Genomic DNA, 22,237 nt, shown 5'->3' with positions numbered 1-22,237 from the left:
ACATTCGGGGGAGTTGGGGGCCGCCCCTCCCGATCCCTGTCAGGGAGGGGCGACCTAGGGTCAATCTTTACAGCGGGGTGTGACTAGACCTCGGACTCGACGAACCCGGACTCCCGGTCGGCGAGCTGTGCCTCCAGTTCGGCGATCCGCTGCCGGGCCTTGTCGTAGGCGAAGGACACCTCGTCGAGGCGGTTGCGCAGGTTGAACGAGATCGACAGGAGGTCGAACCGCTGAACGTGCGACTTCGCCAGGTTGACCGGGCGGGAGGGCTTGACCGCCTCCATTTCGGCGATCTGTCCGGCCGTGAGGAACACGGGGCCGGCACAGTAGGTGCACTTCTCCTCTGCGTCGAACACGTTGACCTCTCGCTCGTAGAAGCTGAAGTCGACGCAGGAGTAGCACCGGAAGTCACCGTGGTACTTCTGGACCCCCACCCGCTTGCCGTACTTGCGGTCGGCGTCGCTGAACACGAACTCCATGTGAACCTACCCTCTCGATCTCCGCAGGGTCAAACTCTACACCCTGCGGTTTCGTAAGCCCGGCCGGTTGGTCGGGCTTGGCTACACCTTACCACATTTGCTGTCCGGTCCGCCTGTTTGGGCTGGTCAGCGCCGGATCTCTCAGAGTCCCGACGCCAGGACCGCAGTCCCTAGGCGCCCCGTCTGGCGTGTGCCGTTCGGTGTGGCTACATCTTGACACATCCCCTGCCCAGTTCGCAACTTGTGCTCTGACCTGCGGGTTTGTGTCTGTGCCTACCGGTCGTCGTTGCCGGGCCGTTCGTTCGATGTGGCTACACCTTAACACGATGCCCGGTAGGCGTGTCCAATCGGCCTCGCATATGCCCTCTGACCTGCGGTTTTCCCGCTGTCTCGGCAGGCTGGCACGACGTACCGAGGGAGGCAGGCGCGTACGCGCCATGCGCGCCATGCGCGACGTGCGTACGTGTGCGTCATGCGCGACGTGCGTACGTGTGCGCAGGTACCCGCGCGTACGCAGGCTCGATGTCCGGTACGCGTGGACTGCCGTGCCTATGCCGTTGCGTGTGTGTCTGGTGTGCGCTGTCTCTCATGCGCCATTACGTGTGCTCCATCGACATGCGTACGCATACCTATGCGTATGAGTCTGATCTATGCATGCGTCATCACATGTCCGTATTGACCCGCGAACGCCGGCCTGTGCGCTCTGTCCTCGATGTCCGATTGCGCATACATCAGGCGACGATGGGCGACGTGGGCGGGAGGGTGGGGGTATGACCCAGCCGGCGTTGGGTTCCCGGCCGCCGTGTCGTAGCAGCTCGGATTCTGCCACGGTTCCAGGGTCGACGGGCATCCCCGCCGGCACCTGCCGCGCCGCTCCATTCCCGCAGGTCAACCCCGCTGCCAGGGGTGTGACGGCGACGGCCAGGCCGTGTGAGAGATCGACCCGCGGCTTCCGCCCGCCATCAGCGCCGAACAGCTCCGCGCCGCCCCGCTGAAGTACGTACGTCCTCGCGGCTCCTCTCCTGGCGCCGCCCGGCAGGGCGGCCCTCCTCGCTGGAGGCTTCCTGAAGGGGCGGCCTCCGGCCGCCACAGCCGCTTGCCAGGCTTCCTGCTGTCCGCCCCTTGGGGCGGCTCTGCCGCTCTGCTCTTACGCCGCTGCCTCACACCGCCGTCGCCCTCTCGGGCGCCGCCGAGAAGTGACGTAGATCACAGGCTTCGGTCTTTCCGGAATCAAGATCAACTAGCGACTTATAAGTGTAAGTACGTAAGTCGCAAGGCTTGCAGGCTTGAGCCCCTGGCGGGGCTCGCCAAGAGGAAGCCGCCTTACGTCTTTCGCGCGTCCGCGAATTGCAGGCTTGGCCCCGAAGGGGCCACCTGAGAGAAGCCGAAGTACGTCGCTTACGTACTTCGTGTGCGAGGGGGTCTCTTGAAGATCCTCGAACTCTGTGCGGGATACGGCGGCCTGGGAATGGCTGTCGCTCCCCTCATAGGTGGACGCATCGCATACGTGGCGGAAACCGCCCCAGGCCCGAGCGCCGTCCTCGCAGTGAGGCACCCGGACGCTCCCAACCTGGGCGACATCCGCGAGATCGACTGGGCTCAGCTCGTCGGCGAGGTCGAGGTAATCACCGCAGGGTTCCCCTGCCAGGACATCAGCATTGCGGGGAACCGGGTTGGAATTCGAGGCACTCGCTCTGGAGTGTGGGTCAACGTCCTTGACGCGATTCGCGTCATTCGACCCCGAGTCGCATTCCTGGAAAACGTCTCGAACCTCCGGACGCGCGGGCTCGAAGTCGTCCTCGCTGACCTGGCCGAGATCGGGTATAGCGCGCGGTGGGTGTGCGTTCGAGCTACCGCAGCTTCGAGCCCTCACCTCCGTGACCGGTGGTTCTGTATCGCGACCCCTGAAGACGCCGACCGCGAACCTGGGCAGTAACGGGGGCGCTCGCCCTCCTGCTGAGCGTCGAGCTGGTGGCCACGGGCCGACCCTCGACGATGAGGTTTGCTACCTCCTCCCTTACTCGGATGCGATCCGGGAGGGGCGGGAGCCTGAACCTGCGGTCGACGGACCGCACTCCCCCGCTCACTGGTGGGGCGAGTACCTCCCCGCCATCCGGCAGTGGGAGGAAGTGACCGGCCGCGCCGCTCCCCCGCCTACCGAGGTGGGCCGGAAGGGCGGGCCGAGAGTCACGGTCGAGTGGGTTGAGTGGCTCATGGGCCTCCCCCTCGGCCACGTAACGGACGTGCCCGGCCTGACACGCGGACAGCAGCTCCAGATCCTCGGGAACGGCGTCGTCCCTCAACAGGCGTCGACCGCTTTCAGGGCTCTCCTCTTGGAGGTGTGATGCCGAACTGGGCAGGCTCCGACCGGCGAGAGAGACTGCCGGCCGACTGGCCGCGCATCCGACTTCGCGTCCTGCGACGGGATGGTCATCGCTGCACCCACCGAGATCAGTACGGGGTGCGATGCGACGAGCCCGCTACGGACGTGGATCACATCGTGCCTGGTGATGACCATCGAGAGACCAACCTACGAGCACTCTGCGGGTTTCATCACCAGGCCAAGTCTTCCCGCGAAGGCGGGCTCGCCCAGGCCGCCAGACGGCGACGCATCAACAACAGGTTTCGGCGGGCGGAGGCTCACCCTGGTCTGCTGTGAAACGCAGCAGGCTGGCATCAATCCCCACCAACTAAGCACACCACAACGGGCTCAGAGGGGCCAATTCTCGTGGTTAAGGAGCGAGATGAAAAGGCCGAAGAATATGGCTATGCCGAGCCCAATCGGCGCTGCGGGGATAGGTGGCTTTTTTCGAGCCACCAGGCACCACAGGGTCATGAGGATGAGCGGCACCCACCCGGCGAGATAGGCAAACCAGGCCAACTCTCCTGTCTGAGGGCCGTCTTTAAACTCAGACATCAGGAAGAGTACGCCAGAGGCGAGACAAAATATTGCAGACGATGCCCACACACTGTCACGCAACTCACTTGCGCTCTTCTTTTCGCCTTCCATGCTTCTTGCCTCTCCTGTTCCCGTTCCGGCCAGGTCGGTGATCAGTTTGATGGATAAAACGGGTGAATGCAGCCGCAAACCCCAGTGATACTACCAATGTTTGCCGATCGTCATATTGAGTAATCTCTACTCGTATTGCTGAATGGGGGTGAGGTCGATTCCGGGGCCCGTTCCGAATCGGGAAGCCGACCTCGCCCGCCCGCGCGAACGCAAGGGCAGCGATGTTCAGCCCGTGACGCGAGGCGTCGCCCGGCCCGCGAAGATCCCGAACGCGGATCGCAACTGGCACCCGATCGCGAAGCGCCTGTGGGACTCCCTGAAGGAGTCCGGGCAGGCCGACTTCTACCAGCAGAGTGACTGGGCCCTCGCCTACTCGCTGTGCGAAGACCTCTCCTACTACAAGAAGAGTGGCAAGCGGTCGGGGCAGATGCTCCAGACCATCTACAGCGCTTTCGAGCGGCTGCTCGTCGCTGAAGGCGACCGGCGCCGCGTGCGCATCGAGCTGCACGAACCAGTGCCCGAGGAGCAATCCGCGGCGGTCCTCGCTATCGCTGACTACAAGAAGGATCTCGGCCTCGAAGCCTGATCTCGGGGGGTGAGTCATGGCCGCAACGGCAGAACTCACCCTCGAAGAGATCGAGGCCCTGGAGCCCGAGTTCCACGGGCCGACCTGGCAGAAGGATGCCTTCGGGCAGTGGAAGTTGCCGGCGCGCACGCTCGGCTGGCAGATCGCCGGATGGTGCGCCGAGTACCTCGACGGCGAAGGCTCGACCGACGAGAAGCGCGTCCCCTGGAAGTTCACCAGGGAACAGCTCCGCTTCCTGCTCTGGTGGTACGCCATCGACGAGGACGGCGAGTTCGTCTACCGGACCGGCGTCCTGCAACGGCTGAAGGGCTGGGGCAAGGACCCGCTCTTGGCCGTGATCTCGCTCGTCGAGTTCGTGGGGCCCTCGCGCTTCTCGCACTGGGACGAGAACGGCGAGCCCGTGGCCAAGTCGCACCCGCAGGCGTGGGTGCAGGTGACTGCCGTCAGCCAAGAGCAGACGACGAACACCATGGGCTACCTGCCGGTCCTGATGTCCGAGAAGCTGATCTCGACGTACGGCATCAAGATGGGTGCCGAGCTGATCCGGGCCGACCGGGGGCGCAAGCGCCTTCAGGCCGTGACGAGTTCGTACCGGGCGATCGAAGGCAAGCGAACGACCTTCACCCTGTTGAACGAGACTCATCACTGGATCTTGGGCAACGGCGGCCACAAGATGTACGAGACCATCGACGGTAACGCCACGAAGATGGACTCGCGGTACCTGTCGATCACCAACGCCTTCATGCCTGGTGAGGACTCCGTCGCCGAGCGGATGCGCGAAGCGTACGAGAAGGTCCGGGCGGGCCTGGCGGCCGACGTTGCCGCGATGTACGACTCGATCGAGGCGCACCCGAAGACTCCGCTGACGGCCGAGGCCCTGCGGATCGTCATCCCGAAGATCCGGGGTGACGCGGTGTGGCTCAAGGTCGAGTCGATCATCAAGTCCGTTCTGAACCTGACGATCTCGGCCGCGCGCTCGCGGCGCATGTACCTGAATCAGATCGTCGCTGAAGAGGATGCGGTCTACGGACCGGCGCAGTGGGAGCCCCTCGGGGACAGCTCGCTCGCGCTGGCCCCCGGAGACGAGATCGTTCTCGGCTTCGACGGCGGCAAGACCGACGACGCTACGGCGCTGGTCGCTCTCCGCGTCTCCGACATGGCGGCCTTCCTGGTCGGCCTGTGGGAGAAGCCGGACGGCCCGGCCGGGAAGAACTGGGAAGTGCCGCGCATCGAGGTCGATTCGGCCGTGCACGACGCTTTCCGTGTGTTCTCGGTGCAGGGCTTCTACGCCGACGTGGCCCTCTGGGAGTCGTACATCTCCGAGTGGGACGAGACGTACGGCGAGGGCCTGGCGGTGCGCTCACCGCTCGGCAAGGACCGGATCGGCTGGGACATGCGGTCGTCGCTGAAGTCTTCGACGATGGCTCACGAGCGCCTGATGCGCTCGATCTTCGACGGCAAGCTCCGTCACGACGGAGACCTCAAGCTCCGCCGGCACGTGCTGAACGCGCGGCGCCGGGTGAACAACTACGGCGTCTCGTTCGGCAAGGAGTCGCGCGAGTCGCCCAAGAAGGTGGACGCGTACGCGGCACTGATGCTCGCGCACGAGGCCCTGTTCGATCTCCGAGCCCGTGGCAAGAAGATCCGCAAGCGGAGCGGCCGGGGCTACTTCATGTAGCGGTGTAAAGATGTAACCAAGGGTGGTGAACCATGGCTGACACTTCGCCTGCCGCCCTGGCGGTGGAACTCCTTGCCATCCTCGGCAGGGACGAAGACCGGCTGAAGCGGATCGACGACTATCGGCACGGCCGACACGACGATCCGTACATGCCGGCGCAAGCCGACGACGAGTATCGCCTCCTCGCGAAGCGGGCCGTCTCGAACTGGATGCCCCTCCTCGTCAACACCCCGGCACAGGCCCTCTACGTGGACGGCTACCGGGCGGGTGTCGACCAGGGCACGAAGGCATCGACCGACCTCGCTTCCCCGCAGTGGAAGCACTGGCAGCGGTCGAGGCTCGACGCCCGTCAGTCCGCCATCTACAAGGGCGCGTTGACGTACGGCCACTCGTTCGCGCTGACCGAGCGCGTCCGAGGGAAGGTCATGACGAAGGGCCTGTCCGCGCTGCGGACGGCCGCCCTGTACGAGGACCCCGCGAACGACGACACACCGCACGCGGTGCTGACCGTGACGGCCTGGGCCAAGGACAAGACGCCTGGCCGGGCCCGGATGTGGGACGGCACCTTCGAGTACGCGGTCACCTTCAAGGCGTTGGACGACGCCGAGGGCGTACGGGTGACCCGAGGGAAGCGCCACGGCGCGAGCGAATGTCCCGTCACCCGCTTCGCGGCGTCGGTGGACCTCGAAGGCCGCACGGTCGGCGTGGTCGAGCCGATGATCCCGCTTCAGAACCGGATCAATCAGACGATCTTTGACCTGCTCGTCGCTCAGACGTACGCCTCGACGAAGGTCAGGACCGTTACGGGCATGGCCCCGCCGGTCCAGCGTGACCCCGAGACGGGCGAGGTCGTCTACGACGAGCAGGGCAACCCGATCCCCCTGCCGATCAACCACAACGCGAAGCGGTTCCTCTTCGCCGAGGACCCTGACACACGCTTCGGATCGCTGGACGAGACCCCGCTCGGCGGGTTCATCGAGTCCATCGACATGAGCATCCGGCACCTGAGCGCCATCGCGCAGGTACCGCCTCACCACCTGCTCGGCCAGATCGCGAACCTCTCAGCCGAGGCTCTCCAGGCCGCAGAGACTTCGCTCTCGCGGATGATCCAGGAGTTCAGGACCCTGTTCGGAGAAGCGTGGGAGCGAGTCTTCCGCTTGGCGGCCGAGCTGGAAGGCACCGGCACCGAGGACGACTTCTCGGGCGAGGTGCTGTGGCGCGACATGGAACAGCGCAGCCTCGCGCAGGCCGCTGACGCGCTGGGCAAGCTGCGCGAGCAGCTCGGCATCCCGGCCAAGGGTCTATGGAAGCGCGTCCCGCAGGTCACGCAAACCGAGCTGGACGAGTGGGACGACCTCGCGGACGAAGAGGACAGCGTGGGTCAGCTCGCTTCGGCACTGAACCGGGCGACACCTGATCCGATCGTGGCTCCGGACGAAGTGCCGGCGGCTGCATGACGGCGAAGACCAGGGCGGCTGAGACCGATGATGTCTCGGCCGCCTTCCACGTTGCGCTGACGCAGATCGGAGCACAGACCACAGCTGAGGCCCTGACCCTCTGGCGGGATGTGCCGGTCGACCTGCGGTCGGCCACGGCTGCCGGGTGGCTGAAGCGGGCGATCACGCTCGTGATGACCCGGCGTCGCCAGTCGAGAGACCTCGCGCGGGCCTACTACCGGCTTGCCCGAGCACTCCAGACCGGGACCACGGTCGCCGACCCGTACCACCCCGAGCCCACGCATGTGACCCTCGCCGACCTTCGGCGGGAGTTCGCCGCGCTGGCCGGTACGTACGTAGCGCCGACCCAGCCTCCGAAGGACTCGCCTCCTCCGCTGGACTCCAAAACCTCGAGTTCCGCCGGCACCGATGACGGCCAGGGCCAGGAGCCCGAACCGCCCACGGACGCCGAGCCGGACGACGAGGAAGAGGACCAGGACGACGACGAGGACCAGGACCAGGACGAAGGCGACGACGACTGGGAGCGCATCCTCGTCGAGGAGCTGAAGGGCCTCCGCGAGGACGAGGAACGCAACGAGCGCGAAGCCGAGGAGGAACTCCGCATCGTGCTGGAGGCCCTCGGGCCCCGCAACCTCGACCGGAAGCTGACCGTCGAGGACGCCGACCCGCAGGACGCCCACCAACGCGCGGGCGCCCAGCAGGCGGCAGCGGCCTCCCGCATCGCCATGAACGGCGGCCGGTCAACGAACTGGACGCACATGATGCGCGACGGGCGGGCCCTCGGGTACGTACGCCTCTCGCGTACGGGAACCCCCTGCGGCTGGTGCGCGATGCTCATCAGCCGCGGTGCCGTCTACAAGTCGCGCGAGTCCGCGACGTTCGCGGACGGCGACCGCTATCACGACCACTGCCACTGCTACGCGGCTCCGATCTGGAATCGGGACCAGTACCAGTCGAGCGAGCTGACCGCGCTTTCGCGTCAGTACATGTCCCTGTGGCCCCAGGTCACGAAGGGCAAGAGCGGCAAGTCCGCCTTGAGCGCCTGGCGGCGCTTCATCCGCCAGAAGCAGAGAGCCGCTGCCCAGGAGGCGCGGGAGTCCACCACTGCCCAGGAGGCGTGAAGTGTCTGACGAGAAGCCCAACGAGGAGACCCCGACCGGCGAGACTCCGCCCGGCCAGAAGCCGGACGACGAGCAGAAGCCGGACGAGAAGACGGGTGCCGGCGGAGAGTCCGGCGCCCCGGAAGACGAGCTGCCCGACTGGGCCCGCAAGGAACTTGCGAAGGTCCGCACCGAGGCAGCCGGTTACCGCACTCGCCTGCGCGATGCCGAGACGAAGCTCTCTGCGGCCAAGAGCCCGGAGGAGTTCGAGTCGGCCCTCGCCGAGGTGAAGACGGAGAACGCTCGCCTTGAGCGATCTCTCCTCGTAACGAAGGTCGCGAGCAAGTACGAGCTTCCTGACCTCCTCACCGAGTCGCTGAAGGGCGAGACGGCCGAGGAGCTGGAGACGCACGCGAAGGCCCTTCAGGCGCTTCTCGACACCAAGGCCCCCGAGTCCCTGGGGGGCGGCCTCAGCCCGTCCGACGAGGACGACGGCGAGATGGACCCTCGCAAGCTCGCGAGGCGATCCCGGCGCTTCTAGCGCCTCCGATGACCCCCCTTACGTTTCCCCCGTGCTGATCCGGCCGGGGGTTTTTTCATGCCCCGGAGGTAAGCCCTAGTGGCCACCGTTCAGCATCAGATCGTCAAGCCTCAGAAGCTCGCCGCGACTGCGGTCGGCATGCTGGAGCAGGAACTCATCATCCCCAACCTCATGCAGAAGCAGGGGATCGACCAGTTCAAGGGAGCGGAGAACGACACCATCTCCGTCCCGGTCGAGGGTGTCCTCCCGTTCCACGACTACGCCTTCCGTAACGACCGCTCGAACCCGATCGTGTTCGACACCTACAACGAGCGGAAGATCCCCGTCACGTTCGGCGGCAACGTCTACTCGGCCGTCAAGCTGACCGACGAGCAGTACGACTTCGACATCGACCAGTGGTCGAAGCTCCTGCGCCCGCAGGTGAAGGCAGTCGCTCGCGGTCTGGCCCGCCGGGCGGTCAGCACCCTGACCGGCACCACCTACAACGTGACCATCGGCAACGCTCAGCAGAACCTTCGCGGTGCGCTGATCGAGGCCCGCCGGGTCCTGAACGCCTTCCACGCCCCGGAGGGCAACCGGTACCTGCTCGTCGGTACCGACTTCGAGTCGGCGCTCCTGAACGACGACAAGATGAACCTCGCTCAGAACGTCGGCGATGACGTGGCCGAGTCCGCGCTCCGCACGGCGACCCTGGGCGACCGGTACGGCTTCCGCATCGTGGTCGACCAGACCATCCCCCCGGCTGCGGCCTACGCCTTCTCCGGCTCCGCGTTCATCTTCCTGACCGGCGCCCCGTCCGTCCCGCAGTCCGTCCCCTTCGGTGCGACGACCTCCTTCGAGGGCATCGCGGCCCGCTGGGTCCGTGACTACGACCCGACCTTCATGCAGGACCGCTCGGTCGTGAACACGTACGCGGGCTTCCAGACCGTGAAGGACGTGCTCGTCGGCTGGGACAACACCAACGGCGTCGAGGTCATCTCCACCGGTGAGCACTTCGTCCGGGGCATCAAGCTCGACCTCGACGCGAAGTCGGACTACCCCCCGGCCGCGTCCGAGCTGGCCACCATCACCGGCGTCTCCGACGCGAAGGTGTGGACTCCGACCGGCTACAAGCCGGAGACCGACCCCTCCAACGTCTGATCGTGAGGCGGGCCGCGTGACCTGGGGCAGACCGGGAGCGCGGCCCGCCCGCCCTTCGAGGAAGGAGGTCGAGCGATGGCGTATGCCTCCCTCGACGAGCTGAAGGGCCGGATCGACTGGGACCTCGACCCTGACGAGGAGCGCATCGCAGCGGGGGCGCTGGACGACGCCTCGGACCTGGCGGCCACGTATGGCCGTGACTGGCCCGAGGACAAGGCGCCCCGGCTGGTGAAGACGCTCGTGCTGAAGTCCGCGGCGAGGTACCTGCGGAATCCCAACGGCTACGTACAGAGCCGGGCTGGAGACGAAACGCTCCAGTGGTCGGACATCGGCCGGGACGCCGGCACCGTCTACTTCACCCGCGAGGAGGTCCGGCTCCTTGAGGAGCTGGGCGGCCGGAAGCGCGGTGTCGTGGGTGTGGCCGTCTCGGCGTGGGGCACGAAGCCCCAGGCATGTGATGCCGGCGGATACGTGCCGGTCGACCAGGGCGACCCCTTCCCGCTGTTCGGGGATGCGGTGAGCCCCTGGTGAGCGTGCAGCGCAGGCGCGGTCAGCCCGCGACCGTGTGGGCGACGAAGGAGATCGTCGACAACCGGGGCAACGCGGTGATCATGCTCGACGAGGACAACCCGATCCCGGTCCGGGCGGCCTTCATCCCGCAGCGGTCCGGCAAGGCCGAAGTCCCCGGCCAACAGCAGATCAACGTGACGCGCATGATCGTGGACGCCCATGTCGAGGGCGTCACCCTCTGGTCGCGCGTTCAGGCTCAGGGCCGCATGTGGGACGTGGTGACTCCGCCGTCCTACCACCACGGCGACCGCCGTACGCGGCACTGGTCGATCGACATTCGGGAGCGGCCCTGATGGCAGAGATCGAAGACGACGTAGGTCGTCACAAGCTGGAGAAGTACATCGCTCTCCTGCCCGGCGTACAGGCCGCCCTCGAAGAGGTTCAGTTCGACGTTGCCGCCAGGGCCGAGGCCCTGCTCCTTGCACATCGCCTCGAAGGTCACTCCTCGATCGATGTCGAGAGGGGCGATGTCGACCGGTACGTGATCCTCGACGACGAGCGCGGCAAGAAGGCCGCCCTGTCGATCGAGTTCGGCCGTGCCGCTGACGTGGTGGTCAAGAAGGACAAGGACGGCCAACCGCACCTCGTCATGCAGAGCGCGAGCGAGGGCCTGTTCATCCTGGCCCGCGCGGCGAACCTGCCCAAGAAGAGGAAGGGCAAGGTGCACCTCGACTGATGGCAGGACTTCCCCCGTCCGTAAAGATGCTGGCCGAGCTGTCGCCGGTCGAGGATCTCCTCCTCGCCGTCCTGCGTGAGGGCCTGCCCGAGATGCGCGTGAAGTCGCTCGTCGACCTTCACGAGAAGTTCCCTCTCGTCCTGATCCGCCGTGACCCGACATGGGGCCAGTGGCAGGGCGACACGCGCTTCACCGACGCGGCCCGCGTCGTCATCAACTGCTTCGCCCCGGACCCCAACGGGGACGAGGACGCGGCGATTCTGAGCGAGGCCGTCCGCGTCGTCCTGCGGAATGCATGGATGAACCAGAAGGTCTATCCACGCCGAGGACACATCATCCGCGTGGATATGAACTCTGCGCCGAGACGGGCAACGGACTGGGCGACCGCTACCGGCCCCGTCCAGTACGCCGACCTCCCCACTGGGGTGTGGCGCTACGAGTCGATTTACGACGTGCAGATCCGCAAGCCGCGGACCCGCCCCTACACCCCCTGACATAACCCCACCACGCAAGGCCCGGAGCTTTCGAGCGCCGGGCCTTTTGCATGCGCGAGTAAGGATGCATCCCCTTGGCGATCAACGATGAGGCAACTCTTGTCGTCGGGTCCGGCAACTACCTGACGGCCCCTGTCGGTACGGCAATGCCGTCCGACCTTCTGTCGCCCACTTCGCCGTGGACGAACGTCGGTCACACCTCTCTGGAAGATGTCTTCGGCATCACCTCCGAGGGCGGCGAGGCGACCACGATCGGGTCTCTCCAGAACAAGTCGCTCCGCACGAAGTACAGCGCGCGGACCGAGACGATGACCTTCACTTTGCAGCAGTTCGACACTGCCGCTCTGAAGCTCTACTTCGGCGCCAACGCCCCGATTCTGCCTGACGGTTCGGTCGGTGTTCCGACCAACCCGGAGCCGACTCAGGCGGCATTCCTGGCGGTGTTCGTGGACGGCGATAACCACTTCGCCTTCTACGCCCCGAAGGCCGAAATCTACCGAGCCGACGACATGTCCATCTCGGACACCGAGTCGCTCGCTGGCCTGCCGCTCGGCGTCAAGCCGATGTCGCACAGCTCGAACGTCTGGACGTACGCGATCACGCCTCTGGGCGGCTCGCTCGCGACCGGCGCGACGGCCGGCAGCCCCGGCACCTTCACCCCGTCCGGCTCCGACGTGCCGGACAACCTCGGCGCCATGGTCGGCGTGATCGCCACCCCGGCGACCGCTTGGACGACCGGTCAGCACGTGCTCCTCGGTGACGCCACGAAGGCGTACTGGAACGGCACTGCCTGGGTCGCTGGCCAGGCGTAACAACTCCCCGGCGCGGGCGCATTGCGGACCCGCCCGCGCCGGGTGACCCCCCCCCCCTTCTCTTCCGGTCCGCTTCTCCCTTTCCGCTTTCTCTCTGGAGGTCCGCAACCCCATGGCTTCTTTCTCCCTCGACGACATCCGCGCCGCCGCTGAGCGCAAGTACGGCTCGACCGACATCGAGTTCGGCGGCGAGACCGTCCGACTCCTGAACCCCCTGCGCCTGCCGAAGGGCCGCCGGGACGAGCTGATGTCCCTTCAGGACCAGCTCGGCAAGGACGACACCGATCAGGCCGAGGTTCTGGCGCAGGCGATCCGCACTGTCGCGGAGTCCGAGAAGGCCGCCGACAAGCTCCTGAAGGAGGTCGGCGGCGACCTGGCGCTCCTCGCCGAAATCTTCGGCCACTACGGCGAGAGCACTCAGGTGGGGGAAGCCTCGGCCTCGCAGGGCTGATCGACGAATACGGCGAGGGCCTTTACCCGGACCTGCTCTTTCACTTCGGCGTCGATCTCGCCGAGGTGATAGCGGGCCGGGGGCCCTCCCCCGCTCTCGTCCTTCTGCTCGTGCAGAGGCTCCCCGACACCTCACTCACGATCGCGCTCGCGTCGGGCGGTCGCGAGTTCTTCGGCTGGGGTCAGGACCGGCATTTGTCCGCTGACCTCTTCGACGCTCTGAACCAGAACACTCGGGCGACCGGCCAATGGGGAAAGAAGGCGCCGAAGATCCCCGCCTTCCCGAGGCCGCAGTCGAAGAGGAAGCCCGAGAAGACGAAGGCCGCCACGAAGCCGCGCTCGGTCGCCGAGATTTACAAGCACTTCCAGCGGAGGTAACTCGGTGGCGGATGACGCTTCCATTGTTGGACGGATCGCAGTCAAGGTCATGCCGGATACCTCCGGCTTCAAGGATGACCTGAAGGAAAAGCTCAAGAAGATTGAGCACGATATCGCCGTCACCCTTCAGACGAAGGCTGACATCTCCGGGGCCCGCAAGGATGTCCTCGAAGGTGTCCGGGCGATCAACAAGGACAACAAGGCGACCGACACTCGCAAGGTCCGCTTCTACACGAAGCTCGACCTTGCCGGCGCGGCGGGCGAAGTCCAGAAGGCCGTACGCGCCTACCAGGAGCCTTTTTCACTTGTACGGCCTGCGGGTGAGCGTCGGTGAAGTGTTGACGGTGGCGTGCCGAACGGGGCATCCCGTTGGTTTGGAGAGTCGCCAGACATAACCTTCACCTGCGGAGATGCCCCGTGTTCTCCTATCCTGCCGGATGCGATGTCGATCCGGAGCTCCTGGAGCTGGTCACGATGGTGATCGCGTCCTGTGAAGCCGGCCGGCGCTGCAGACTGCGTCCGTACGACCGGGCCCGGTGCACCCTGGTCTACCTGCGCAAGCACGACACCCTCGAACAGATCGCCGCAGGCTTCGGCATCAGCACGGCCACCGCCTGGCGCTACGTGAACCACACGATCGGGCAACTTGCGGAGCACGCTCCGTCGTTGACCGAGGCGCTCACCAGTCATCACACGGACGGCTACGTGCTGCTGGATGGCACCGTCGCGGAGACCGACCGGGTCCAGGCGCCGGGGCACTTCTCCGGCAAGGTCCGCCGCGAGGGCGTGAATCTGCAGGTCATTGCGGCAGAAGAGGGCAAACTGCTGTGGATGTCACCCGCCCTTCCGGGCGGCACCCACGATGTGACGGCCGCCCGCGAGCACGCCATCGTCGACACCTGCGCGCGACTGGACCTCGAGATCCTCGCGGACAAAGGGTACGTCGGGGCCGGCGGCACTGTGATCACCCCGATCAAACGACGGCCCGGAACTGAACTGCCCGACAAGCACAAGACGTCGAACAAGGTCCACGCCGCACTGCGTGCTCCCGTCGAGCGAACCATCTCCCGGATCAAGCAGTGGCGGATCTTCCGGCATGCCCGCGTCAGTCCGAACAGACTCACGTCAGTAGCTGCCGCGATCCTCACCCTCATGATCTACACGTGAAAAAGGCTCCAGGACAAGGCCAACAAGCACCGCATCACCTTCAGTGCCACGGGGCGCCAGGTCGTACAGGAAGCGCGCCGGACCCGCCGGGAGGCGGACGCGGCTCTGTCGGACCTGCACCTCGCGGTGAACCTCGACGATCAGGGCTCGGTCCTGGCGGCGGTCGGCAAGGTGAAGGCGGCCCTCGTCGCGCTCGGCGAGACGGACATCGAGGTCGACCTCAACGAGGACTCGCTGAACGCGGCGGCCGACCTGTTCGAGGAGCGTCTCGACGAGATCGGCTCCATCGAGCTGCGCGTCGACAAGTCCTCGCAGTCCTCGGTGAGGTCGGCTATCGCGGCACTCGACCGCGAGTTGGAGCGCCTCGCCGAGGTCGAGATCAAGGTCAAGCTCGACCGGGCCTCGTTGGAGGCGGAGCGCAAGAAGCTAGAGAAGGCACTCCGGCTGGAGCTGAAGGTCGACCCGCGCTCCTCGAACTCGGTGAAGGCTGCCATCGCGCAGATTGACGCTGAGCTGGCGAAGTCCAAGGAGATCGACCTCTCGGTCAAGATGGACGAGAAGTCGCTCAAGAAGGCGCGTGAGCGTCTTGAGAAGCACCTGACCTTGGACCTCTCGGTCGACAAGAAGTCGATGTCCTCCGTCGAGGGCGCGCTGAAGCAGATCGAGGACCAGCTCGACGAGCTGAACCGCGAAGAGATCAAGGTCAAGGTCGACAAGCGGTCCCTCCTCACCGCTCAGGCCCAGATGAAGGCCGTCCTCGACGCCGAGGTTCGGGCGAAGGTCACCGCGGATCGGGCCTCGGCTCAGAAGACGGCCGACCAGATTCAGGCCCAGCTCGACGCCATCAAGGTCAGGCCGGGGCTCGACGCGAAGCGCGTCGCGCAGGTGAAGCGGGAGCTTGAAGCCTCCTTCGAGCAGATGCGCAACCTACGGGCCCAGATCACGCCGGAGATGGACGCGCTCGCGAAGCGCCATGTCGAGCGGCAGATCGACGACCTGAAGGACAAGGTCGACAAGCTGAAGTCGGAGATCGAGCCCGAGGTGTCCCGTACGGGCATCGCGGCCACGATCGCGCACCTGGCGCTCCTCACCCGGAACCGGATCGTCGACCTGATTCCGCGCGTGAACCTCTCGGCCGCAGCTACCGCAACCGCGATGCTCAAGGCCCTCTCTGGCGCCCGCGTGCTGGGCAACCTGTTCGACAGCCTGTGGAACTCGATCAAGAACCTCGACAAGTCCGCACCGCTGATCGGCACCCTGGCGACCGCGATAGCGGGCCTGGGCGCGACCGGCATCGCAGCCGCCGGCAACCTCGCGAGCCTGTCCGCCTCGCTGGCCTCGATCGCCCCTACGGCCCTCCTTCTGCCTGGCCTCTTCGGCGGCATCGCGGTGGGCCTGGGTGTCTCGGTCGCCGCGCTGAAGGACTTCAACAAGCGCGTCCCCGAGGTGAAGCAGGCCCTCAAGGGCCTTCAGGACACGATCTCCAACAACTTCTGGGACAAGGCCGAGAAGCCCATCCGGGCCGTAGTCGACGACCTTCTCCCGAAGTTCACCTCTGGCGTCAAGAAGACGGCGACCGAGCTGGGCGGGTTCTTCGGCTCCTTCGCTACGAACCTGGGCACGTCCCTGGGTCCGGCGCTGGACCAGATGTTCACGGACCTGTCGGACTCGATCGGCATCGCGACGAAGGGGACTGACACCTTCGCGTCGATCATCGCCACCCTGGGCAAGGTCGGCACGAGCTACCTCCCCGACCTGGCGAACTGGTTCGTCAGCATCTCCGAGAAGTTCGACCACTTCTTGCAGAAGAAGGGGGAGAACGGGCTCAAGCTGATGATCGACGAGGGCATTCAGGCCCTCAAGGATCTCGGGTCGGTTCTCTACAACGCGGGCGGCATCCTCGCCGGATTCGCGCGTGCGGCGGAGGCCGGAGGCGGCTCGACGCTCGGCAGCCTGGCGGACGCCCTCGAACATATCCACAAGGTTGTGGATAGCCCTGGCTTCCAGGACGGCATGACGAAGGTCTTCCTCGCCGCCCATGAGGCCATGTCGAGGATCGCCAAGGAGTCCGGCCCGGCGGTCGAGGGCCTGTTCAAGACGCTCGGCGGTCTCCTGACCACGATCCTGCCGCAGGTCGGCACGATCATCGGTACGGCGCTGGGTGCCATCGCGAGCGCGCTGTCTCAGCCCGCCGTGACCCAGGGCGTCACCACCCTGTTCAACGGCATTGAGGGCGCCGTCACGAAGCTCGCGCCTGCACTGGGTCCGGTCGGCAAGGCCCTCGGCGCGATCTTCCAGGTCGTCGGCCAGGCACTACCGATCTTCGCCGAACTCGTCTCCACGGCGATCACCCCGCTGGCCAACGCCTTCGCGCAGCTTGCTCCGCAGCTCTCGCCGATCATCACCCTGCTCGGTGGGGCACTGACGCAGGCGTTCGCCGCGCTGGCCCCGGTCATCGAGCAGATGGTCCCGATGGTCGGCGAACTGCTCGGCCAAGCCTTCGGATTCCTGGCGACGATCCTGCCCCCGGTCGCGGCGATCTTCCAACAGATCCTGGAAGCCGCGATGCCACTGGCCAAGGCGTTCATGGATGCCCTGGCCCCGATCCTGCCGGTTCTCGCTGCCGCGCTCGATCAGGTGATCAAGGCGCTTCAGCCGCTCATCGAGACGGCTCTGAAGATCATCTCGGCCGTAATCGAGCCTCTGCTCCCGATGCTGTCGGAAGTTATCCAGGCGGTTCTCCCGCCGCTGTCCGACGCAATAACGCGGGTGGTCGAGGCGCTTCAGCCGTTCCTTGACGCGCTGCTCGCGGTCGTGAACTTCCTGATGCCGATCCTCGTACCGGTCATTCAGTTCATCGTCGAGTTGTTGGCTGGCGCCCTGGTCGCTGCGATCAACGGCGTGGGCCTGGTCCTCGAAGGACTCAAGGAGTACTTCGTCGGCCTCTGGGAGTACGTCTCCGGATGGTTCCAACTCTTCGTTGACCTGTTCACCGGAAATTGGGACCAGCTCGGGGCGGATGCCAAGAGGATCTGGGACGGCATTGTCGACATGCTCCACGGCATCTGGGACTTGATCCTCGGCGCGCTGGAGGTGTTCTTCAACATCGGCATCCTGGGCACCGCAGGCAAGGCCCTGAAGGGCCTGGGCGCGCTGTTCAAGGCTGGCTGGAAGGCCATCACCGAACTGTTCACGGGTGCCTTCGCGGCGATCCGCGGGTACATCGGTCTGTTCTTCACCGGGGCTAGGGGCCTGGCGCTGGACGGGATGAAGGCGATCGGGAAGTTCTTCTCCGATGGCTGGGCGTCCATTACCGGCGGCGTCCGCCTGTTCTTTACGGGCGCCAAGCAGCTCGTCCTCGACGGCCTGAAGTCGATGGGGAAGTTCTTCGTCGATAGCTGGAACTCGATCCGCACGACGGCGGTGGAGAAGTTCACCGCGCTGGTGTCGACGGTTGGCGAGTGGATCGGCAAGGCCGTATCCAAGGTGAAGGAGTTGCCCGAGAAGGCGAAGTCCGCGCTTTCGTCGCTCGGTTCCACGCTGAAGACCGCCGGCATCGAGCTGATCAAGGGCTTCATCTCCGGCATCTCGTCGATGTTCGGCTCCGTCAAGGGCAAGCTCGGTGAGTTGACCAGCAAGCTGACGGACTGGAAGGGCCCGCTCCCGAAGGACAAGGTTCTTCTCTACAACGCCGGTCAGGAGATCATCAAGGGTCTGATCAGGGGCCTTGAGTCGCAGTACGACAAGGTCAAGCAGACCCTTAACGACCTCACGTCGAAGATCCCGAAGACGGCTTCGGCGACGCTGCGGAAGCAGGTCAACGAATACCGCACCCAGCTCCTCAAGCTGACCGCCCAATGGGACGGCCTGTCAAAGAAGCTGGACGCGGCCAAGGACAAGCTGAAGCAGCTCCAGGACCAGAAGAACGACTACGCCAAGCAGATCGCGGACCGGATCGTCGACATCGGAGATCCGACGAAGCTCGAAGACCAGAGCTTCGAGAACATCGCCGCGAACATGAAGGAAGCAGTCGAGAAGGCGAAGCGATTCGCTGCGGCCCTGAAGAAGCTGAAGGATCTCGGGCTCAATCAGACGCAGATTGACCAGATCGCCAGTGCAGGCCCCGACGCGGGTCTCAAGGCGGCCGAGTCGATTGCCGCAGCCGGTAAGGCTGGCGTCGACCAGCTCAACGAGTTGGAGAAGCAGCTCGAAGGCTTCGGCAAGTCCGCTGGAAACACGGCGTCGAGTGTTCTGTACGACGCCGGAATCAAGGCGGCCGAGGGCCTGGTCAAGGGTCTCGAAGACAAGATGGACGACCTTGAAGACGTAATGCTCAAGCTCGCCGACAAGATGGTGAAGGCCATCAAGAAGGGCCTCGATATCCATTCGCCTTCACGGCTGATGGAGAAGCTCGGCGCATTCACGGGCCTTGGCCTGGCGCGGGGTGTCGAGGGTCAGCGCGGGCGTGTCATTCAGGCGATGGATTACCTCACGGGGGCCATCGCCGGCAGTGCGTCTTCTGGCGTAACTGCGGCCGTTTCCGGGGGGCTTCCCTCCGAGAGGGGCTCGTCCGTCACGAAGGTTCTGAACTACTACGCGGGTTCCGGTGGCTCCCTCTCGTCCGAGGAGGAGCTGTTCGCGGCGACCTCGCGGGCGAGGATGGTCGGCTGGTGAAGCTCGAACTGAGCACACCTTCGGACAGGCTCGACCTGTCCGGGATCGAAACGAATGGAGTTGGGTTCCAGGCCCTTGCCGGGATAACCGGCTTGGGCCTGCCCCAGCTCTCCGTGCAGTGGCTCGAAGGAGCCGGGGACGGCGCCGCCTACCGTGGGCGGCGCGTCCTTCCCCGCGACATCGACGTCCCCCTCGACATCGTGGGACGCGACAGGTCGCACCTCGCCGAGCTGGTGACCCGCCTCGCGCGGGTCCTGGCCGACGACTGCACCCTGACGTACATCGACAGCGAAGGGGTCCGCTGGTCAACTCCCGTCCGCTGGACGGGCGGAGGCGACATTGACCCCGCATCGGGCGAGCGTGACGTACAGACGGTCGTCACCGTGCGGGCCCCGAGCCCGTACTTCCTGGCGGAGTCTCCGCAGACGGTCACGATCGGCGGAGCCACGGCGGCCCCGTTCCTGTCGTCCATGTCGGCGATGCCGGTCTCCTCGTCGCAGGCGATCGGCTCGGCCGAGCTGACCAACGAGGGCGATGTGCCGGCGTACCCGGTCTTCCAGGTCTTCGGGCCTGGCGACAACTTCAAGGCGATCGGGCCGAGCGGTGAGACGCTCTGGTACACGGGCTCGATCACGTCGAACGGAAGCATCACCGTCGACATGGGGACGGGCGTCGTCAAGGACGGCTCGGGCGCGAACGTGTACCGCTACCTCTCCACCGCTCCCCGCTTCTGGTCAGTCCCGCCGGGGACTTCAACGATTGCAGTCTCTCTGCTCAACACGTCGGCGGCCTCGCGGGTCGTCGTGTCGTGGCGGCCTCGTAAGTGGGTGGTGGTCTAGTGCGTCAGGAAGACCTCCTCGTCGAGGTCCGGGACAAGACGCTGACCCGCGTCGGGGCGATCCCTGCGGATCTGCTCACCATGGATGCGGAGGACGTACACAACAACGTCGGCACATGGAAGCTCCAGATCAACGCGGAGCATCCGCTCGCCGCCGTCCTGGCCGCGCCAGGCGCCGGCATCATCGTCACGGGCCCGCTGGACGTGCTGTTCTCCGGGCCGGTCACGAGAGCCGAGAACGCCACCACGGCGACTGACCCCCTGGGCACGCTGTCCGTCGAGGGCGTGGACGACACGGTGATCCTGTCGGACATGCTCGCCTGGCCGGACCCGGCGCAGGGCGACGTGACGAAGCAGTCCAAGGACACGGACGACCGTACGGGCCCGGCCGAGACACTGATGCACGCGTACGTGAACGCCAACGTCGGGCCGGGCGCTCCGTCCAACCGGCGCAAGGCCGGGCTCATCATGGGCACGAACAGTGCCCGTGGTGCCTCGGTCTCGAAGTCGGCCCGCTTCGAGCAGCTCGGCGAGCTGTGCAAGACGCTGGCCGACCCGGCGGGCCTCGGCTTCCGTGTGGTGCAGCGCGGCGCGAACCTCGTCTTCGAGACGTACGCGGTCACGGACCGGACGAAGGATGCCCGGCTCGGCGTCGTGAACAACACGCTCGCCGGTCAGCGGGTCAGCACCTCGACCCCGCAGAAAACACAGGTGCTCGTCGGCGGCGACGGGGACGGTACGAACCGCGTGTTCGTCGGCGTGAGCACCGCTGCCTCGACCCAGGCCGAGACGGACTGGGGCCGCCGGATCGAGTCCTTCGTCGACGAGCGGTCCACGAAGGCCCCCACCGAGCTGACGCAGAAGGGGAACGAGGCCCTCGCGGACGGCGGGGCCACGGTGCAGGCGGCCCAGGCCGTACCGATGGAAGACAGTGCGCTCGACTTCGGGCGTGACTGGTTCCTCGGCGACAAGGTGTCCGTCATCGTCGGCAACACCGAGATGGCAGCCGTCGTCACGGGCATGGTCCTGAAGGTCGACAGCGATGGTTACCGGCTCGGTGCCACCCTGGGCGACCCGACCCCGCTCAATGCCGGCGCAGCCGCGGCGAAGGCCGCGACGGACCTTGCGCTTCGCGTCTCCTCGCTGGAGCGGACGGCGGAGGCCGTACCGCCGGGCGCCCGAGTCGTCCCCACCACCGGTTACACGCAGGCCACGCCGCCTACGAGCTACCCGGCGAACCAGACGATCGAGTTCTACCTCTCCGACACGGGGGCCACTGCCGGCGGTTGGGACTTCGGCGGCAAGTACGGCTTCGTCCAGACGCGTGCATGGAGCGGCGGGGACGCCGTGCAGACGTGGCGCCGGGTGCACTCGTCCACCACTCCGCACGAGATGTGGGTCCGGGGCGGCAACGCTTCGGGCTGGTCGCCCTGGCGTCAGGTGGGTTTCGACACCCAGCTCGCGGCTACCTCGGTCACCCAGACGACTGCGGTCGCAAGCTATCCCGAAGGAACCTCGACCCTCTACCTGACCAACACCGAGTCGACGACCGGAGGTTGGGACTTCGGGGGCAAGTGGGGAATCCTCACCACCCGCAAGCTCCGAGGCGACGCCGTGCAGTCGTGGCAGCGAGCTAACTCGAACTCCACCACCGAGACATGGTGGCGGTGTGGCAGCGGTACCGGGTGGGGGCCCTGGCGTAAGGACACCTTCGAGGACAGGACCCCGAGGGGCGTCGTCGCTCTCCAGATCATCACCACGGCGTCTCCGACGTTCGGCAACGCGGACACGATGTGTTTCACCCAGAGCTTCACCGCCGAGGCGGGCCGCTGCTACAAGGTCAACTTCCGCGCGGGCATCGTCGATGTGGACGCCACGGGCGACACCACGACCCACGGCTCGAAACAGAGCGCGATCGTCACTACCCGCTGGGCCGTAGGCCCCACGGTCGCGACCACTAGCACGAACCTCGGCGGCATCTACCAGAGCACGTTCGACGACGACTCGTTTCTTGCGTCTGGCCTCGATGCCAGTTGGTACCTGAACAACCCGCCCGCCGGTCAGATCACGCTCGGGATCAGTGCGGCATGCCTCAAGCCGGAGGCCACGAACGGCAAGGTCCGCTTCGCCGTCTCGCTCGGCGCATCCCATCTCGTGATCGAAGACGTAGGCGCCGCAGTCTAAGGA

21 protein-coding genes are annotated in these 22,237 nt (G+C 66.0%); 19 read left to right on the top strand and 2 right to left on the bottom strand.

Annotated features, from left to right (window positions below):
- Positions 1-83: 83 nt before the first annotated feature.
- The gene (locus tag OG985_RS28760) at positions 84-479 is read right to left on the bottom strand and encodes a hypothetical protein (RefSeq protein ID WP_371671240.1); all 396 of its coding nucleotides are present in this window, start codon (positions 477-479) and stop codon (positions 84-86) included.
- Between the two features lie 1,426 nt (positions 480-1,905).
- Here OG985_RS28760 and OG985_RS28755 point away from each other — a divergent pair.
- Complete coding sequence (locus OG985_RS28755) at positions 1,906-2,415, top strand: DNA cytosine methyltransferase (RefSeq protein WP_371671239.1); 510 nt, start codon at positions 1,906-1,908, stop codon at positions 2,413-2,415.
- 774 nt (positions 2,416-3,189) lie between these two features.
- Here the strand turns inward: OG985_RS28755 and OG985_RS28750 are convergent.
- Positions 3,190-3,567 carry a hypothetical protein gene (locus OG985_RS28750; protein ID WP_371671238.1) on the bottom strand — a complete coding sequence of 126 codons (378 nt, stop codon included), beginning with the start codon at positions 3,565-3,567 and terminating at the stop codon, positions 3,190-3,192.
- Positions 3,568-3,721: 154 nt separating this feature from the next.
- Between OG985_RS28750 and OG985_RS28745 the strand changes: the two genes are divergently transcribed.
- The 18 genes from OG985_RS28745 to OG985_RS28660 all read left to right on the top strand — a co-directional run bounded on the left by OG985_RS28745 (position 3,722) and on the right by OG985_RS28660 (position 22,234).
- Positions 3,722-4,075, top strand: coding sequence for a hypothetical protein (locus OG985_RS28745; RefSeq protein ID WP_371671237.1), 354 nt, complete (start codon positions 3,722-3,724; stop codon positions 4,073-4,075).
- A gap of 16 nt (positions 4,076-4,091) precedes the next feature.
- On the top strand, positions 4,092-5,753 hold the full coding sequence (locus tag OG985_RS28740) for a terminase (RefSeq protein ID WP_371671236.1): 1,662 nt from the start codon (positions 4,092-4,094) through the stop codon (positions 5,751-5,753).
- A gap of 32 nt (positions 5,754-5,785) precedes the next feature.
- Entirely contained in the window at positions 5,786-7,210 is a 1,425-nt protein-coding gene (locus OG985_RS28735) for a phage portal protein (protein WP_371671235.1), read from the top strand.
- The gene (locus OG985_RS28730; protein ID WP_371671234.1) at positions 7,207-8,331 is read left to right on the top strand and encodes a hypothetical protein; all 1,125 of its coding nucleotides are present in this window, start codon (positions 7,207-7,209) and stop codon (positions 8,329-8,331) included. The genes OG985_RS28735 and OG985_RS28730 overlap by 4 nt, the downstream gene beginning before the upstream one ends.
- A gap of 1 nt (position 8,332) precedes the next feature.
- Positions 8,333-8,851 carry a hypothetical protein gene (locus OG985_RS28725; protein WP_371671233.1) on the top strand — a complete coding sequence of 173 codons (519 nt, stop codon included), beginning with the start codon at positions 8,333-8,335 and terminating at the stop codon, positions 8,849-8,851.
- Between the two features lie 78 nt (positions 8,852-8,929).
- Positions 8,930-9,991: a hypothetical protein gene (locus OG985_RS28720; protein WP_371671232.1), complete on the top strand. Its 1,062-nt coding sequence runs from the start codon at positions 8,930-8,932 to the stop codon at positions 9,989-9,991.
- 75 nt (positions 9,992-10,066) lie between these two features.
- Positions 10,067-10,522 (top strand): hypothetical protein, encoded by a 456-nt coding sequence (locus tag OG985_RS28715; protein ID WP_371671231.1) that lies wholly within the window; start codon positions 10,067-10,069, stop codon positions 10,520-10,522.
- Entirely contained in the window at positions 10,519-10,854 is a 336-nt protein-coding gene (locus tag OG985_RS28710) for a phage head-tail adapter protein (protein ID WP_371671230.1), read from the top strand. The genes OG985_RS28715 and OG985_RS28710 overlap by 4 nt, the downstream gene beginning before the upstream one ends.
- A complete protein-coding gene (locus tag OG985_RS28705; RefSeq protein WP_371671229.1) occupies positions 10,854-11,237 on the top strand; it encodes a DUF5403 family protein in 384 nt (127 codons plus the stop codon). Before OG985_RS28710 ends, OG985_RS28705 begins: the two co-directional genes overlap by 1 nt.
- Positions 11,237-11,731, top strand: a complete 495-nt coding sequence (locus OG985_RS28700; protein WP_371671228.1) for a hypothetical protein — start codon at positions 11,237-11,239, stop codon at positions 11,729-11,731. The genes OG985_RS28705 and OG985_RS28700 overlap by 1 nt, the downstream gene beginning before the upstream one ends.
- 74 nt (positions 11,732-11,805) lie before the next feature.
- Complete coding sequence (locus OG985_RS28695; RefSeq protein WP_371671227.1) at positions 11,806-12,543, top strand: hypothetical protein; 738 nt, start codon at positions 11,806-11,808, stop codon at positions 12,541-12,543.
- Between the two features lie 112 nt (positions 12,544-12,655).
- Entirely contained in the window at positions 12,656-12,994 is a 339-nt protein-coding gene (locus OG985_RS28690) for a phage tail assembly protein (protein ID WP_371671226.1), read from the top strand.
- A gap of 110 nt (positions 12,995-13,104) precedes the next feature.
- Entirely contained in the window at positions 13,105-13,371 is a 267-nt protein-coding gene (locus tag OG985_RS28685; RefSeq protein ID WP_371671225.1) for a hypothetical protein, read from the top strand.
- A gap of 4 nt (positions 13,372-13,375) precedes the next feature.
- Complete coding sequence (locus OG985_RS28680; RefSeq protein ID WP_371671224.1) at positions 13,376-13,705, top strand: hypothetical protein; 330 nt, start codon at positions 13,376-13,378, stop codon at positions 13,703-13,705.
- Positions 13,706-13,788: 83 nt separating this feature from the next.
- The gene (locus tag OG985_RS28675; protein ID WP_331718606.1) at positions 13,789-14,538 is read left to right on the top strand and encodes a transposase family protein; all 750 of its coding nucleotides are present in this window, start codon (positions 13,789-13,791) and stop codon (positions 14,536-14,538) included.
- Between the two features lie 126 nt (positions 14,539-14,664).
- The gene (locus OG985_RS28670) at positions 14,665-19,212 is read left to right on the top strand and encodes a hypothetical protein (protein WP_371671223.1); all 4,548 of its coding nucleotides are present in this window, start codon (positions 14,665-14,667) and stop codon (positions 19,210-19,212) included.
- A gap of 92 nt (positions 19,213-19,304) precedes the next feature.
- Positions 19,305-20,051 (top strand): phage tail domain-containing protein, encoded by a 747-nt coding sequence (locus OG985_RS28665; RefSeq protein ID WP_371671222.1) that lies wholly within the window; start codon positions 19,305-19,307, stop codon positions 20,049-20,051.
- Positions 20,051-22,234, top strand: a complete 2,184-nt coding sequence (locus OG985_RS28660; protein WP_371671221.1) for a hypothetical protein — start codon at positions 20,051-20,053, stop codon at positions 22,232-22,234. Before OG985_RS28665 ends, OG985_RS28660 begins: the two co-directional genes overlap by 1 nt.
- Positions 22,235-22,237: the final 3 nt, after the last annotated feature.

It is taken from the genome of Streptomyces sp. NBC_00289 (genome assembly GCF_041435115.1).
Taxonomy (GTDB): Bacteria; Actinomycetota; Actinomycetes; order Streptomycetales; family Streptomycetaceae; genus Streptomyces.
The sequence above is the reverse complement of the archived record's forward strand: the minus strand, read 5'-3'. Positions and strand labels throughout refer to the sequence as shown.